The organism is Marinococcus halophilus (assembly GCF_900166605.1).
In the GTDB taxonomy this organism is placed as follows: domain Bacteria; phylum Bacillota; class Bacilli; order Bacillales; family Marinococcaceae; genus Marinococcus; species Marinococcus halophilus.
Map to the genome: position 1 here is coordinate 920,797 of NZ_FVZD01000006.1, position 14,980 is coordinate 935,776.

At 46.8% G+C, this 14,980-nt stretch carries 15 protein-coding genes; 9 read left to right on the forward strand and 6 right to left on the reverse strand.

Translation table 11 applies throughout. The features are described 5' to 3' along the window. Window positions 1–43: 43 nt before the first annotated feature. Window positions 44–1,423 carry a Glu/Leu/Phe/Val family dehydrogenase gene (locus tag B5066_RS10760; RefSeq protein ID WP_079475922.1) on the reverse strand — a complete coding sequence of 460 codons (1,380 nt, stop codon included), beginning with the start codon at window positions 1,421–1,423 and terminating at the stop codon, window positions 44–46. 207 nt (window positions 1,424–1,630) lie between these two features. Between B5066_RS10760 and B5066_RS10765 the strand changes: the two genes are divergently transcribed. Then, entirely contained in the window at window positions 1,631–2,743 is a 1,113-nt protein-coding gene (locus tag B5066_RS10765) for an NADH:flavin oxidoreductase (protein WP_079475923.1), read from the forward strand. A 133-nt stretch (window positions 2,744–2,876) separates the two neighbouring features. Then, window positions 2,877–4,109, forward strand: coding sequence for a YeeE/YedE family protein (locus tag B5066_RS10770; RefSeq protein WP_079475924.1), 1,233 nt, complete (start codon window positions 2,877–2,879; stop codon window positions 4,107–4,109). Between the two features lie 52 nt (window positions 4,110–4,161). Here the strand turns inward: B5066_RS10770 and fumC are convergent, their stop codons facing one another. Beyond that, window positions 4,162–5,550 (reverse strand): class II fumarate hydratase, encoded by a 1,389-nt coding sequence (gene fumC / locus B5066_RS10775; protein ID WP_079475925.1) that lies wholly within the window; start codon window positions 5,548–5,550, stop codon window positions 4,162–4,164. 211 nt (window positions 5,551–5,761) lie between these two features. On the opposite strand from fumC, the gene B5066_RS10780 reads away from it, so the two are divergent. Both B5066_RS10780 and B5066_RS10785 read left to right on the forward strand, forming a co-directional pair. Beyond that, a complete protein-coding gene (locus tag B5066_RS10780; RefSeq protein WP_158219180.1) occupies window positions 5,762–6,607 on the forward strand; it encodes a 50S ribosomal protein L11 methyltransferase in 846 nt (281 codons plus the stop codon). A gap of 2 nt (window positions 6,608–6,609) precedes the next feature. Further along, the gene (locus tag B5066_RS10785; protein WP_233133409.1) at window positions 6,610–7,578 is read left to right on the forward strand and encodes a 2-hydroxyacid dehydrogenase; all 969 of its coding nucleotides are present in this window, start codon (window positions 6,610–6,612) and stop codon (window positions 7,576–7,578) included. Between the two features lie 53 nt (window positions 7,579–7,631). Here the strand turns inward: B5066_RS10785 and B5066_RS10790 are convergent, their stop codons facing one another. Next, window positions 7,632–8,993 carry an alanine/glycine:cation symporter family protein gene (locus tag B5066_RS10790; protein ID WP_079477017.1) on the reverse strand — a complete coding sequence of 454 codons (1,362 nt, stop codon included), beginning with the start codon at window positions 8,991–8,993 and terminating at the stop codon, window positions 7,632–7,634. 250 nt (window positions 8,994–9,243) lie between these two features. Here B5066_RS10790 and B5066_RS10795 point away from each other — a divergent pair, with 250 nt between their 5' ends. Beyond that, window positions 9,244–9,546, forward strand: a complete 303-nt coding sequence (locus tag B5066_RS10795; protein WP_079475927.1) for a hypothetical protein — start codon at window positions 9,244–9,246, stop codon at window positions 9,544–9,546. A gap of 136 nt (window positions 9,547–9,682) precedes the next feature. Here the strand turns inward: B5066_RS10795 and B5066_RS10800 are convergent, their stop codons facing one another. Further along, window positions 9,683–10,069, reverse strand: a complete 387-nt coding sequence (locus B5066_RS10800; protein WP_079475928.1) for a rhodanese-like domain-containing protein — start codon at window positions 10,067–10,069, stop codon at window positions 9,683–9,685. Window positions 10,070–10,286: 217 nt separating this feature from the next. Between B5066_RS10800 and B5066_RS10805 the strand changes: the two genes are divergently transcribed. Continuing rightward, entirely contained in the window at window positions 10,287–10,622 is a 336-nt protein-coding gene (locus tag B5066_RS10805) for a metal-sulfur cluster assembly factor (protein ID WP_079475929.1), read from the forward strand. 146 nt (window positions 10,623–10,768) lie between these two features. Beyond that, entirely contained in the window at window positions 10,769–10,930 is a 162-nt protein-coding gene (locus B5066_RS16760) for a YuzK family famiily protein (RefSeq protein ID WP_158219179.1), read from the forward strand. Window positions 10,931–10,973: 43 nt separating this feature from the next. Here B5066_RS16760 and map read toward each other — a convergent pair whose 3' ends face one another. Further along, complete coding sequence (gene map / locus B5066_RS10810; protein ID WP_079475930.1) at window positions 10,974–11,729, reverse strand: type I methionyl aminopeptidase; 756 nt, start codon at window positions 11,727–11,729, stop codon at window positions 10,974–10,976. Window positions 11,730–11,846: 117 nt separating this feature from the next. Here map and B5066_RS10815 point away from each other — a divergent pair, with 117 nt between their 5' ends. Continuing rightward, entirely contained in the window at window positions 11,847–13,151 is a 1,305-nt protein-coding gene (locus B5066_RS10815) for a DUF2254 domain-containing protein (protein WP_022794035.1), read from the forward strand. A 64-nt stretch (window positions 13,152–13,215) separates the two neighbouring features. Further along, window positions 13,216–13,776, forward strand: a complete 561-nt coding sequence (locus tag B5066_RS10820; RefSeq protein ID WP_079475931.1) for an NADPH-dependent FMN reductase — start codon at window positions 13,216–13,218, stop codon at window positions 13,774–13,776. A gap of 34 nt (window positions 13,777–13,810) precedes the next feature. Here B5066_RS10820 and B5066_RS10825 read toward each other — a convergent pair whose 3' ends face one another. Then, window positions 13,811–14,974: an MFS transporter gene (locus B5066_RS10825; protein WP_079475932.1), complete on the reverse strand. Its 1,164-nt coding sequence runs from the start codon at window positions 14,972–14,974 to the stop codon at window positions 13,811–13,813. Window positions 14,975–14,980: the final 6 nt, after the last annotated feature.

Here is a 14,980-nt window from a genome sequence, read left to right on the forward strand (position 1 = left end):
ACAGAAAAGACCGTGCGCATCTGCACGGTCTTCATTTGTTAAATTAATATAATTTTCCGCGAATATGGAGCATTGTACAAAGCGACATAATGGAATGAATGTAACAGTTTTGACGGAGGGCATAAGGGTCTCCAAAAAATTCAGGGAGCACGCGGTCCATCGTTTCTTTCATTTTATCAAACAAAATTTTCGTCACCTGCTCCTCGGAATAATACAACGTTTCCCGGCCCTGCAGCCATTCGGAGTAAGAGACGATCACACCGCCGGCGTTGGCGAGGATATCAGGAATAATTACAACCCCCTGTTCGGCTAAAATAGCGTCTGCTTCAGTAGTGATAGGGGAGTTGGCGCCCTCAATAAGAATGGAAGCTCTAACGTCCTGAACATTATCTTTATTAATAACTCCGCCAAGAGCGGCGAAAAACAGAGCATCTACTTCAAGAGAAAGAATATCGTCACGGTCACGGAGCTCTGCACTAATGCCAAGGTCATGAATTTCTTCCTCCGTAGTAGGAAGGTCTCCATGATGGTCATTGGCAAAGTCGAGAAGAGCCGGGATGTCGAGTCCGTCTTCATTATAAAGAGTCACATTGTGGTCGCTGACGGAAATGACCTTCGTGTCGAGGTAATCGCAATTGTATGCCTGCATCGCGGTTACTGAGCCAACATTGCCAAACCCTTGGACGGCTATAGATAATGGACGGTCGTAAAATTCAAGAGCTGTTTTAAAAAACTTGTTTTCCGATGTTTGAAATTCATCGCGCCGATTCTTTAAAAAATCATGCAGCAGGTAGCGAAGACTGAAATAAACACCTTTGCCTGTGGCTTCTCTTCTACCGAGGGAGCCGCTGTTTTTTACGCTTTTACCGGTGAAGCTGCCCCGGTACGGAATTCCGGGATTAATGTTTTTATATTCTGCCATCATCCAGTCCATTTCCCTGGCGCTTGTGCCGGCGTCCGGAGCGGGAATGTCCTTATCCGGCCCGATCACGTCGTTAAAGTACTGTACGTACTTTTTACATATAAGGTTTAATTCTTTTTTAGAAAAATCCTTCGGATTGATGCTGATACCGCCTTTACCGCCGCCGAACGGCACGTCGTGCAGGGCGTTTTTAATGGTCATCAGAGAAGCAAGAGAGGAGACCTCATCTTCATTCACGCTTTCATGGAAACGCACACCGCCTTTATAAGGCCCCATCGTGTCGTTATGCTGCACCCGGTAGGCAGGAACCCGTACTACTTCACCGTTTTGAAGGGGCACACGGAGAAATGATTTGTGTACGTGGTTGGGAGTGGAAAGGATGGAGATGAGAGAGGAAAAAGCCGTTTCACGCTCCTGACCCTCATAGTCGGGAAGAAAAGTATCATCCTGCATCAGGGCATCGAGCGATTCCTGAATGATTTTTGTCGCTTTATCTGACATATTATGTCCTCCTTAAGGTATTTGTACCTATGTAAGTAGTCTAGTAAGTAATACCACTTTTCAGTAGAATGCAAACGAGTTCCGGTAAATTAGCATCAAAAAAATACAGAGGTTGAGCGGATAAGTTGCATTTGGAAAAACGATGCGTGCATACTGATTTTTGCATACTACTTAATATATGGTGACAGCAGAAAGGAAGTTGTAATAATGACAAAGGAAGCATCTAATCAGCAGGCAGCGGCTCCGTTATTTGAACCCTTTCAGATAAAAGATCTGCATCTTGAAAACAGAACGGTAATGGCTCCGATGACAAGAGGATTCTCTCCGGGGGGCGTACCAAATGAAGATGTGATAGCCTATTATCGGCGGCGTGCTGAAAACAACGTGGGACTGATCGTAACAGAGGGCACCGGCATCAATCACCCGGCGAGCGTAGAAGACCCTGGAGTTCCGGCTTTTTACGGAGAAAGTGCATTGGCAGGATGGGAAAAGGTTGTAGACGCAGTGCATGAAGCGGGGGGCAAAATCATCCCCCAGCTCTGGCATGTAGGTATGACCCGGCCGGTCGGAGCAGAACCGAACCCTGAGGCGATGCCTATTGGGCCTTCCGGTTTAGCGTTAAGCGGGGAAGCAGTGTCAAAGCCATTAACGGAAACAGAAATTCAAGAGCTAATACAGGCCTATGCGGATGCGGCAGCAGCAGCGAAGCGTATTGGCTTTGACGGCATTGAAATCCACGGGGCTCATGGTTATTTAATTGATCAGTTTTTCTGGGAAAAAACTAATAAACGCACGGATCAATACGGAGGCGATTTCGTGGAACGGACCCGGTTTGCCGTGGAGGTAATCGAAGCGTGCCGCCGTGCGGTAGGAGAGGATTTCCCTATTTTCTTCCGGTTTTCGCAATGGAAGATGTCTGATTTTGAAGCCAAGCTTGCTGCTACGGCTGATGAACTTTCCCAATTCCTGCAGCCGTTGTCTGAAGCAGGCGTGGATGTCTTTCACTGCTCTACCCGACGCTTCTGGGAACCGGAATTTGATGGTTCTTCCCTTAACCTTGCCGGCTGGACAAAGTACTTAACCGGCAAGCCGTCCGTGACAGTAGGCTCTGTAGGGCTGAACGGCGTTTTTACAAGCTTTGAAAAAGCAGAAAACGACGACATCCAACAATTAGTCGAGCGGCTGGAAAACGGTGAATTTGACCTGGTCGCTGTCGGCCGTCCGCTGTTAACGGATCCGGCGTGGGCGAAAAAGATGCAGGAAGGCAGAACGGAAGACCTCGTGCCTTTTACTAAAGATGCATTAAGTGAGTTGTATTAAATGCCATAGAACGTAAATGAATAACTCTCCGGCTGGTGCTGGGGAGTTATTTTAATAGTCAATGTGTGAATGATATCTGGGAGGGAAAAGAAGAACAAAGCTCTAGAACAGCTACAGTCAGGAGAATTAATAAATGAAAAAAGCAAGTTCCGAGCTAGAAATATCTGTTTTAAACAATCCACAAAATATTGTTTCGCTAGTATGCTTATTAGTCATCCTTGCGCTTTCATTCGTGTCTTATCACATATCAGGCTGGTCGTATGTAATGCTGCTCTGGATTGGTTTTTTTCTCGGATTTTCCCTTTTCCACGCCCGCTTCGGCTTTTCGGCCGTTTACCGGCAGATTATTGAAAAAGGCAATACGGAGATGCTCCGGGCCCATATGCTGATGCTTATCCTGGTTTCCAGTTTTTCAGCTGCCATTTTTATTCTCAGCCCGGCTTTCTTCGGCACCGTGCCAATACCGGCTCTTTCCGCTGTGAGCGTGGGGTTGGTAGTTGGAGCTTTCATTTTCGGTTTTGGTATGGAAATAGGCAGTGGTCTTGCCCCCTCCTCATTTTACGAAGCAGAGGGCGGCAGAACCGCCTTAATTTGCACATTGGCCGGTTTTACAGTGGGGACAGTGGCAGGGGCCTCCCATTTTGGCTTTTGGAACACGTCACTACCTTCATTTGAACCAGTCTCTCTGGCAGTGGATACGGGAATTGGTTACATTTGGGCCTGGGTGATTCAGATTGTTTTTCTCAGCTTAATTGCTTTTGGCTCATATGTGCATAAAAAACGAACGAGACCCCCGGCTCTTCCACCACTTCCTTCAGCTGCAAGCTGGAGCCGGATAATCTTTGGATCCTGGCCGCTGTGGGTGGGTGCTGTTATTCTGGCAGTATTAAACGCGCTCATCTTTCTCGTTCAGGGGGAACCGTGGAAGCTGACAGCCTCCTTTACTCTATGGGGCTCAAAGATAGCGACGGTTCTTGGAATGGATGTTAGCGACTGGAAATACTGGTTTGAACAGGATCAGTTTGTCGCTCTTCATCAGCCAGTAATGATGGATTCCATGAGCATCATTAATTTTGGTGTGGTCCTCGGTACCGTAGTAACCCTGGCAATGAACCGCCAGATTCGTTTCTCCAGAATTGCTCCGCGTGTGGCTTTGATTGCTCTGGTTGGCGGGGCACTGATGGGATATGGCGCCAGTATTTCATTTGGCGCCAACATTGGGGCATATTTCAGCGGTATTGCCTCGTTCAGTCTGCATGCGTGGATATGGCTTGTTATGGCCGTGCTTGGTGTTTACACTGCCTATTATTTTAGTCACTGGCTGCCGTTGTATCATTACGAAGAAGGAAAACGTACGGATGAATAAGAATAACCTCCCAGGCCAATCAAAGCCTGGGAGGTTATTGTTTTATCATTGTTTATTCACTCGGGGAAACCATTTTGGCCGGATCTACAATTAATTCAAACTCTTCCTCATTTAGCATACCGCTTTCAAGCACGGCTTCCTTCAGTGTTTGCCCATTAGCGTGGGCTGATTTAGCAATTTTAGCTGCGTTTTCGTACCCGATGTGCGGATTCAGCGCTGTGACAAGCATCAGGGAATTTCGCAGATGCGCATCGATACGTTCCTGGTTTTCTTCAATGCCGACCGCACATTTGTCGTTAAAGGAAACGAGCGCATCAGCGAGCAGGTAGCTGGACTGCAGGAAATTGTAAACAATAACCGGTTTAAACACGTTTAGTTCAAAATTGCCCTGACTGGCTGCAAAGCCGATTGTAGCATCGTTGCCCATTACCTGTGCTGCAACCATAGTCAATGCTTCGCTCTGGGTTGGATTTACCTTCCCTGGCATGATAGAGCTTCCTGGCTCGTTTGCGGGGATGGAAATTTCTCCGATTCCGCAGCGGGGGCCGCTTGCAAGCCAGCGCACATCGTTTGCAATCTTCATGGCATCAGCAGCCAGCGCTTTTAATGCCCCGTGTGCGTAAGAAATTTCGTCATGGCTGGTGAGGGCGTGAAATTTGTTTGGGGCGGAACGGAACTCCTTCCCGGTATAGGAACTGATTTCTTCAGCTACGTATTCCCCGAATCTCGGATGGGCGTTGATCCCTGTACCGACAGCAGTGCCGCCGATTGCCAGGTCCTTTACGTGATCAATGCTTTCTGTAATCATTTCAGCAGAACGCTCAAGCATCCGGTGCCAGCCACTGACCTCCTGGCCGAGAGTAAGCGGAGTGGCATCCTGGAGATGCGTGCGGCCGATTTTAATGACATCCTCAAACGCGTTCATTTTGTTCTCAAGGGTCGCACGAAGCGTTTCCACGGCAGGAAGAAGCTGATCCTCCACTTTTTGCACAGCGGCTACGTGCATCGCTGTTGGAAAAGTGTCATTTGAGCTCTGGGAACGGTTGACATCGTCGTTTGGATGCACGCTCTCAGAAGATCCTTTTTCTTCGAGCAGCTGGGAAGCGCGGCGGGCCACCACTTCGTTCATATTCATATTAGATTGAGTGCCACTTCCGGTTTGCCAGACAACGAGTGGAAAGTGGTCGTCGAGTTTTCCGGAAAGTACTTCGTCGCAGGCTTCAACGATCGCGTCGGCCTTTTCTGCTTCAAGCTTATCCAGGCGTTTGTTTGCGAGAGCCGCGGAGCGCTTTAAAATAGCGAATGCGTATACTACATCGATCGGCATAGTTTCCTGGCCGATTTTAAAGTTTTCAAGGCTGCGCTGGGTCTGGGCGCCCCAATGCTTGTCCTTCGGTACATGCATGTCTCCAAGTGTATCTTTTTCTACGCGATAGTCCATCGATAGGTCGACCTCCTACTAGTATCAATAAGGTAAATAGAGTAAGCACTCTTCCTCTAGATTAAAGAACATTTTTAAAAAAAGAAAGGCTTTTCAAAGGAGAAATACTAATTTCCTCGTCTATGCCGGCAAAGAGAACCTGATCACGAAAAAATGAATGTTGCATGGACGATCGTTTTGCTATAAATTTTACGAAAAGGAGGCAGCTGGCATGTGGTACTCAATCAAAGTCCCGGCTGGGGATAATGAAGCATGGAGCCTGCGGCTCTATGAGTATGATATTTATACATTTTATATTGATGAAGCAATACAGACAATGAAGGATGAAGACGGGTATACATACGAATTCAGCAGCGGGGAAAAAAGCAGGTTGTATGTTTACACGGAAAATGTCCCGAAAGAAGAGCTGGGCCGGATGCTTGGAGTCAACGCATGTGATATACATGTGTGGCAGCCGCCGGAATGGAAAGAGGCCTCCTATGAAAACATTGCACTCGCGGAAGGATGGGAGGTTGTGTACCCTCCGTTCCAGGAAACACAGCTGAAAAAGGAGCTTCGGCTTGATCCCCAGGGAGCATTCGGTACAGGAATTCACGAAACCACGAGAGATGCTCTCGAATGGATTGTCACTCAGGCAGAGGGAAGGAGAGCGGCAGATATCGGTGCTGGAAGCGGAATATTGTCAGTTGCCCTGGCAAAAAAAGGGGTGCAGGTAGCAGCTTATGACACGGAACCGGTAACGCGGGAGATTGAACAGCAGGCAGCATTAAACGATGTAGAAAACCGAATTGCAGTGTATGAACAGGATGTAGTTGGCACAGTCTTTCCGTACGAGGCGTATGACTTAGCCGTCATTAATATCGGGGCTGACACTACAGTACACTGGCTCGAACGAGCTGAATCTATACAAGACCTTCCTTTAACGATTGTCGTATCAGGATTGGTTGACTGGTCCGTTGAACGGGTCGAAAAAGCCTTCCAGAATAAAAATTATGAAATTGAATGGCGTAAGCAGACAAATGAGTGGCATACTATAATGTTTCAAAGGAGAGGATAACAGTGGACAAACCACATATCTTTATTGCAAGACCGATGCCGCACTGGCTAATTGAAAAGCTGGAACAGGAAGCCACGGTAGATGTATGGAATAAAAACGAAGCAGTGCCAGAAGAAGAATTAATCCGGAGGACAGAAGAAGCAGACGGGTTGTTTTGTACCGTCTCGGAAGCAGTTACGAGAAATGTAATTGAACAGGCGCCGCGGTTAAAAGTAATAGCAACGATGGCAGTGGGATATAATAACATTGATCTTGAGGCTGCAAGAGAGAATAAAATTAAAGTGGGCCATACTCCCGGCGTGCTGACAGAAACGACAGCGGATTTAACCTTTGCTTTACTGATGGCCGCAGCACGCAGGCTGCCGGAAGCAATGGATACGATCCGGAATAACGAATGGGGTTCCTGGGCACCCTTTGCATTTACAGGACAGGATATTTACGGGGCAACGCTTGGAATTATCGGCATGGGTCGTATCGGAGAAGCGGTGGCGAAACGGGCTGCTGGGTTTGATATGAATATTCTTTATCATAACCGTTCGAGAAAGCGTGAGGCAGAAGAACGGGTTGGTGCAGTTTATACAGAGCTTGACGAGCTCCTTGGGCAGGCCGATTTTGTCTGCGTGCTTGCTCCGGCGACGCCAGAGACAGAAAAACTGATAGATGCGGAGGCCTTTCGCAAAATGAAAAAAACGGCGGTTTTTATCAATTCCTCGAGAGGAGCAACGGTGGATGAGCCGGCACTGATAGATGCGCTCCGGGAAGGAGAAATTTTTGGCGCCGGCCTGGACGTATTTGAGAACGAGCCTATTGGGGCAGACCATCCACTTGTCAGCCTTTCCAATGTTGTGGTGCTCCCGCATATCGGCAGTGCCAGCGAAAAAACGCGCCGGCAAATGGCAGATATAACCGCAGACCATATTTTGCAGGGACTCAAAGGGGAGCCGCTCACCCATGAAGTGCCCGAAACGTGAAAAAGCACCTCACGGGCCCATTACAGGCTCAGTGAGGTGCTTTCGTTTTGCTATTACTTGTTCCAGGTAGCTGTACCGTTCTTTTCTTCCTTCATTCGTTTACGGAAGCGAACCGTTTCCGCGGTGATAACGCCAGAGAGCCCTAAGAGGGCGATCAGGTTTGGCGCGGCCATCAGGCCGTTCATTGTGTCTGCAAGCGACCAGACAATTCCGAACTGGACCACAGCGCCAAAAAACACAGCGATAACAAAAATGACACGATAGGCAAACACAGCCTTGTACGTTTTGAAAAGGTAATAAATACACCGTTCTCCGTAATAGGACCAGCCCAGAATAGTAGAATAGGCGAAGAAAATGAGTCCTACAGAAACGATAATGCTGCCGGCCGGTCCTAAAAAGTACTCGAACGTGGCGGCAGTCAGTGGAGCGCCGTCTAACTCACTGCTTACAAAGTTCTGGCCCATCACAAGAGAAATACCGGTAATGGAACAGATAATAATTGTATCAATGAAAACCTGAGTCATAGAGACAAGCGCCTGCCGCCCGGGATAGTCAGTACGGGCTGCAGCTGCTGCAATTGGTGCGGACCCAAGGCCTGCCTCATTGGAGAAAACCCCGCGGGCCACTCCGTACTGGATAACAACCCCGACAGCCCCGCCGGCAGCAGCCTGTCCGGTGAATGCGTCGGAAACAATGGAGCCGACTGCGGCAGGGACGAGATCTATGTTACCTAAAATGACAATCAGCCCGCCGACAACATAAAAGACAGCCATAACCGGCACAATAAATGAAACGACCCGGCCGATGGACTTAATGCCGCCAAGAATAACCACTCCGGTTAAAATACTGAGTATAATACCGGTAATCCAGGTAGGCACGTTCCAGTTGGAGTCCAGAACGTCTGCCACAGAGTTGGACTGGACAGTATTTCCGATCCCAAAGGCGGCAATCGCAGCAAACACGGCAAACAAAACCGCCAGCCATTTCCATCCAAGTCCTTTTTCTATGTAGTACATGGGCCCGCCGGCCATGCGCCCCCGTTCATCCTGGACACGGTATTTAACAGCGAGAATGGCTTCACCGTATTTTGTGGCCATTCCGAATAGGGCACTGATCCACATCCAGAAAACCGCCCCGGGGCCGCCAATTACTACGGCTGTAGCGACCCCGGCAATATTACCCGTTCCGACCGTAGCGGCTAGTGCGGTCATCAGCGACTGAAAGTGGGAAATATCCCCATCTGATTTTTTGTCCTGTTTTGAAAAGGCGAGCTTTAATGCGTAAGGAAGAGTAGAAAATTGCAAAAACCCTAAACGAATCGTTAAAAAGATACCTGTTCCCAAAATAAGAATTAAAAATGGAGGCCCCCACACAATGCCACTGATAGTGGTAAGTAATTCCTCAACGCTGTTCATAAATCCTGACATATGTAACAACTCCCTTCCATAGTGCAACTGTACATAAGATGTTATAAAGATGTGAACAGTTTGTGAGAAAAGTTTACTATAAAAATAATAAATTTGGTACATGTTTTGTAAAAATTGTGAAAATTTCAGAAAAAGAGGAAAAATAATTTACCCAAGAAATTTGAAATAAGAGGTTTTATGGAGAAAAGATTCGGGCATTCGTATAGGTAGACGTAATCGGATGAAGGAGGACTAGGCAATGAAAACAATAAAAGTAGATGAAGTTTTTACAGAAGATAAGGAACAGCTCCGTTATACAGACGGTGAGTTGGAAGTCCGTGATGATAATGGAGAGGACTGGGAAGTGAAGCTGTACGGAGTAGATAATCAGCGTTTCTTTACAGATGCTTTAAAAAATAATGAAAAAAAGCATTTAACGTTTGAAACCGATAAAGGCAGTATGTACGGCCTTGTATCAGTGGAAGCTCTGGATAATGCCGGAGTGGCCAATGAAGATGTAGTAACGCTTGTTGGAACAGGCCCATTAAACGGTTTTTCCTAAGAAAATATAACAATTAAAGAAAAAACAACGGCCCGGGCAATTAAGCCCGGGCCGTTGTTTTTAATGCAAGGAGAGAAAAGGCTTCAAAAAAATAAAGCAGGCAGCCGGATGAACGGCTGCCTGCTTTATGTAAATATTACGAACCACTGCATGGAAGTTTTACAGGGGGATAGCCCTGCTCGCCTCTGCGCACTACGGCGTAGCCGGTAACGGTGAAACCATTTTTTAACAGCAGCCGGGTGCTTAGATTGCGTGAAACTTTATCTGGAGCAATGAGAAACACTTCTTTTTTCGGAACGGTCTGCAAATGCCTTTTTAAATGCGGATACGGAAGAGCGAACGCCCCGTTCACCGGATTGCGGTCTGATTCCTGGTATTCGCGTACATCCAAAATATGGGCCCCGGTGTCCTGACTTTGAGGAAGGGATGAACAAGGAACGCGGAAAACAGGCATCCAGCGTTTAAATGCCGGTATCATAACGAGAACAATAACAACTATGGTAATACTAAGCCAAAAAAGCATCAACGCCCTCCTCATTCCTTTCTTATAGCGATTCATATTGTATATTTTTCGGCAGGCAGATTCAAGAACTTTGCTTGCGCTTTTTATACTTACCCCTTCAGGAATTATGTATAACCACTTCATGCTATTAATTCTTCTCATGAAATTCAAGCATATTGGTTTCGGGGGACGTTAATTTTTGATAAGGTGAATACAGAAAGTAGGAGGTGAAGCTTCCATGGCAGAGACAGAAGAAAAAAAAGAACTGGAAGAACGAGTTTGGGCTGAACTGGAAAATGTTATTGATCCAGAGCTCGGTGTTGATATCGTAAATTTGGGGCTTGTGTATACAGTAACAATTGATGATAACAGACAGGCGAATATTGAAATGACTTTAACCGCAATGGGTTGCCCGCTTGCAGGAACGATTGTTAATGATATTAATTTCGCCTTGAATGATTTAAAGGAATACGGAGAAATCAGCGAAGTAGACGTGGACATTGTTTGGAATCCACCTTGGAGTAAAGATAAAATGTCCCGTTACGCCAAAATCGCTTTAGGTATTCCGGATTGATAACAAGAGAGAGCCGGTTGGAATAGTCCAGCCGGCTTCTTTTGTTTATTTATTATTTTCATTTATCAGAAAAAATAAAATTTTCGGTTGAAATATATCGAAGAATGTATTATTATGTAAACATACTCAAAGGAGGCATTATTGTTTTGACAAACAGTCAACTGAACACAAATGAAATGATCGACAAAGGGATGCAGCAAGCCCACAGCATGAGCGTAGAAGAATCGGTTCGCACGATTGAAAACATCATGCAGGTCGAAGCAGCACGCCAGAAGGACTACGAAGACAATAAGATTGAAAATTTATAGGTAGTGAAAAGCGCGGACCCAATGGGGCCGCGCTTTTTGACGCTTACAGGCTCTCCTGGCTCGTTAAAATAACCGGGCCTTCTTTTGTGATCGCAATTGTGTGCTCGTACTGGGCAGAATGACCTCCGTCCCGGGTGGTGGCGGTCCATCCATTGGATGTCATTTTGCTTTGCCAGTCTCCGGTGTTGACCATCGGCTCGATCGTAATAACGTGGCCGGGCTTTAAGCGTCCGCCTTTGCCTGGAGCACCGAAATGAGGAATCTGTGGATCCTCGTGAAGGGTAGGCCCAATGCCGTGTCCGGTGAAGTCGCGTACCACCGAAAAACCTTCGTTTTCCACGTATGTTTGAATGGCGTGGCCAATGTCACCGATGCGGTTGCCCGCTTTGGCCTGTTCAATACCTTTATATAAAGATGATTCTGTAACCTCCATCAGCCGTTCGAGTTCACTGCTTACGTCACCAACGGCATAGGTCCAGGCAGAATCCGCCAGAGCCCCGTTTAAATTCACTACCATATCAATTGTAACGAGATCACCATTTTCAAGAGGACGGGCTCTTGGAAAGCCGTGACAGATTTCATCATTTATGGAGGCACAGGTTGCGTATTTGTATCCTTGAAAGCCTTTTTGTTCAGGAGTGGCACCGCGCTCTGCCAGAAATTTTTCGACAAAATCGTCAATTTGTTTTGTGGTGACGCCTGGTTTGACCATTTTGGCGATTTCTTTATGGCAGGCGGCAAGAATCTTCCCAGCTTCGTGCATAAGCTCAATTTCTCGTTCTGTCTTCAACGTTACCATCGTCTGTCTCCTTTTATTCAGTATCAAATACCATTGTAAAACATTCATACAAGAAATGCATTGTTTGGTGATTTCCTTTATAATTGCGGAATTGCACGATAGAAATGGAGGAAAATCATGAAGCAGCAGAAATGGTATGTAAAGGTCAGGGACAAGTTTTGGTTCGTTCCAGGCTGCTACGGCATTCTTAGTTTAATTATAGTAATAGGTACTTCTATTATGGACCAGCAGCTGCTGCGGCCTGTGTACAACAATGTGCCTTCTATGCTGCTCGTAGAAAATAACACCGCTACTTCCCTGTACAGCGCGTTGGTTACTGCATTATTGACGCTGACCACTATCAGTTTTTCTTCGATTATGGTTGTTTTGACAACGTACGCTACACAGTTCACGCCAAGAGCCCTGCAGGATTTTATGAAAAGCCCGACGACACAGCATACGCTCGGGGTGTTTACATTTGGGGTATTGTTCACCCTGGTAAACATGCTGCTTTTTTCAAGCGAAGGTAATAACCAAATTTTGATGCCTATGCTGACAGTTTTTGTGGCGCTTGGCTGTCTGGCCTTTTTTATAATCTTTATTTATCACTCCACCCAGTGGCTGCAGGTCAATCATCTGATCAGCCACATACGGTCCGATGCCTCGAGGGTGATCCAGGATGCATATACATATTCTGGAGTAAACAGCTTCAGCGAATGGAACGGCAATTTCCGGAACGATGAAGAAACAATCGTTCATGCTGAACGGTCGGGATACACCAATATGGTGAAGATGCCTGAACTGATTGCCTGGGCCAGGCAGGAGGAAGCCGTCGTCGAATGCTTGTTTCAGGTAGGAGCTTATGTTCATCAGGGCGAGCCATTATTTCGCTACTGGTCAAAGCAAAGTTTATCCCCAAAAATATTAAGAGGTTTTGTATTAGTAGGAGAAGAGAGAAGCAATGTTCAGGATATTGAATTCTCCATGCAGAAAATTGTAGAGATAGCGCTGCGGGCCATTTCTCCGGCGATTAATGATCCACATACAGCAGCCAATTGTATAAACCGTATTGGGGCACTGCTCTCCGAACTCAGTCATGAACACAGAAATGATCAGTACTTTGTCGACAAGCAGGATGAACTGAGGTTGTTTATGCCTGTAAAGCCCTTTAGAGAGTATTTATACAAAAGCTTTTACCAGATCAGACTGTACGGCCGGGAAGATATCTCGGTGATGGCAGCCTGCATGGAAGCACTGACGATGCTCGTGAAAACGGGAGATTCGTCTGTGTTAAAAGAAGTGGAATCATTTTCCTTTTATATGGAGCGGGCTGTCGAAGATGAACAGCTTGCCGACTGGGACAGAGAATACTGGCACACGCGTGTACAGGAAAAGGATACAGCTCTGCATCAGGCACTTACAAAAAGTAAGCAGATAACTTGAAACAGCCGGTAACGTGTGTGTATGATATATAAATGAAGTTCAACACGAAAGGATGAAAGATCAAATGAAAGTAGCAGCTATTGTAGGAAGTATCCGTCAGGAATCCTTTAACGGAAAATTAGTGGAGTACATGCAGGACCGTTACGGCGACATCATGGATATTGATATTTTAGATATCCGCGATCTTCCGCACTATGATCAGGACGAGGAAAGCAATGCTCCGGACTATGTGCAGGAGTACAAGCGTTCTGTACGTGAAGCGGACGCCGTACTTATTGCAACTCCGGAATACAATGGTTCAATTTCCGGCGTGCTTAAAAATGCTCTGGATTGGAATTCCCGGGTCGATTACGACTTTGCCGGCAAACCAACCATGCTGGTGGGAGCTTCTCTTGGCGGCCTGGGCACCGTGAAAGCGCAGATGCATCTGCGCCAGATTTTGAGCGCTCCGGGCATGAGTGCAAAAGTACTTCCCGGAAATGAAGTGCTTATTGGAGCTGTGCATGAAAAAATGGACGAAAACGGAAACTTAACGGACCAGGGCACAATTGATTTTCTCGATAATGTCGTAGCCGAATTTGAACGCTTTTATCAGGAAACAACGACTGTAGCCAACCGGGCATAAAAAAATCCCTGCAGAAATATCTGCAGGGATTTTTTTATGCTTTTGGAGCTTCGGTCTGTTCGGTTTGCAGATCTGTTCTGCTCCATCCAATAAACAATAAAGCTGCTGCGCCAAGAACACCGGCGACCAGGTATGGAAGATGGGCTGATAATGAATTACCGATTAATCCCGACATGACCGGTGCAAAAGCAGCGCCAAGCCAGCGAAGGAAATTATATGCTCCAGAAGAAATACTGCGCTCGTAAGGCGAATGCTCCATTACATGGCTGGTAAATAAAGAATTATTCAGGCCGGAAAATAATCCTGAAAGTACGATGAACATAATCATTAATACTGAGGAGGACGCAAAAAACAATCCTAAAAGCGTTAAAATAAAAGCAGAGAGGGTGAACGGCAGTAATTTCACAGGAGTAAACCGCCTCTCAAGCCTTCTCGATAAAACAGCCGAGCCGAAGGCCAGGCATAATCCCCATCCAAAAAAGACGAGACCGATTTGAATAGAAGTTAAAGATAAAATTAAAGGGGAGTAAGCAAGCACGACAAAAAAACCATAATAATAAAACATGCCGGCAAGCGCACCCTTAATGAACGGCCCGTGTGTAAAAAGATGACGAAGCTCCTGCCATCCAGCCGTAGCTTTAGCTTTTTTAGGAGCGGGCGGATGGACGAAAAAGATAACTAAAATAAAAGCGATAAGCATTAAAAGACTTGTACCAAAAAAAGGAGCACGCCAGGATAGATCCCCGAGAAGGCCGCCTACAAGCGGACCGCCGGCGAGGCCCAGGCCAATTGCCGCCTCATACATACCTACCGCTGTTTCCACGCTCCTCGAGAGAGCGATTAACAGGGTCATAGCAGTGGCGAAAAACATAGCGTTGCCAAGCCCCCAGCCGCCGCGAAAAAGGGCCAGTTCAGTAATGCCTCCCGCCACACTGCAAAGCAGGGCGAAGGCTGTAACGATCAAAAGCCCGGCGCTCATCAGCCGTTTATCACCAAACCGGCTCGAAAGGATCCCGGCAGGAATCATCATGCAGGCCATCACTAAAATATAGGACGTAAAAAGCAGCTCCACCTGCCAGTGAGAAGCACCGATAGAAGCCGCGATGGAAGGAAGGACGGGGTCCACGACGCCGATACCCATAAAAGCTAAAAATGTGGCGAAGATCGTAATCCACCGTGCCCTGGTTTGAATATTCATAAAGCA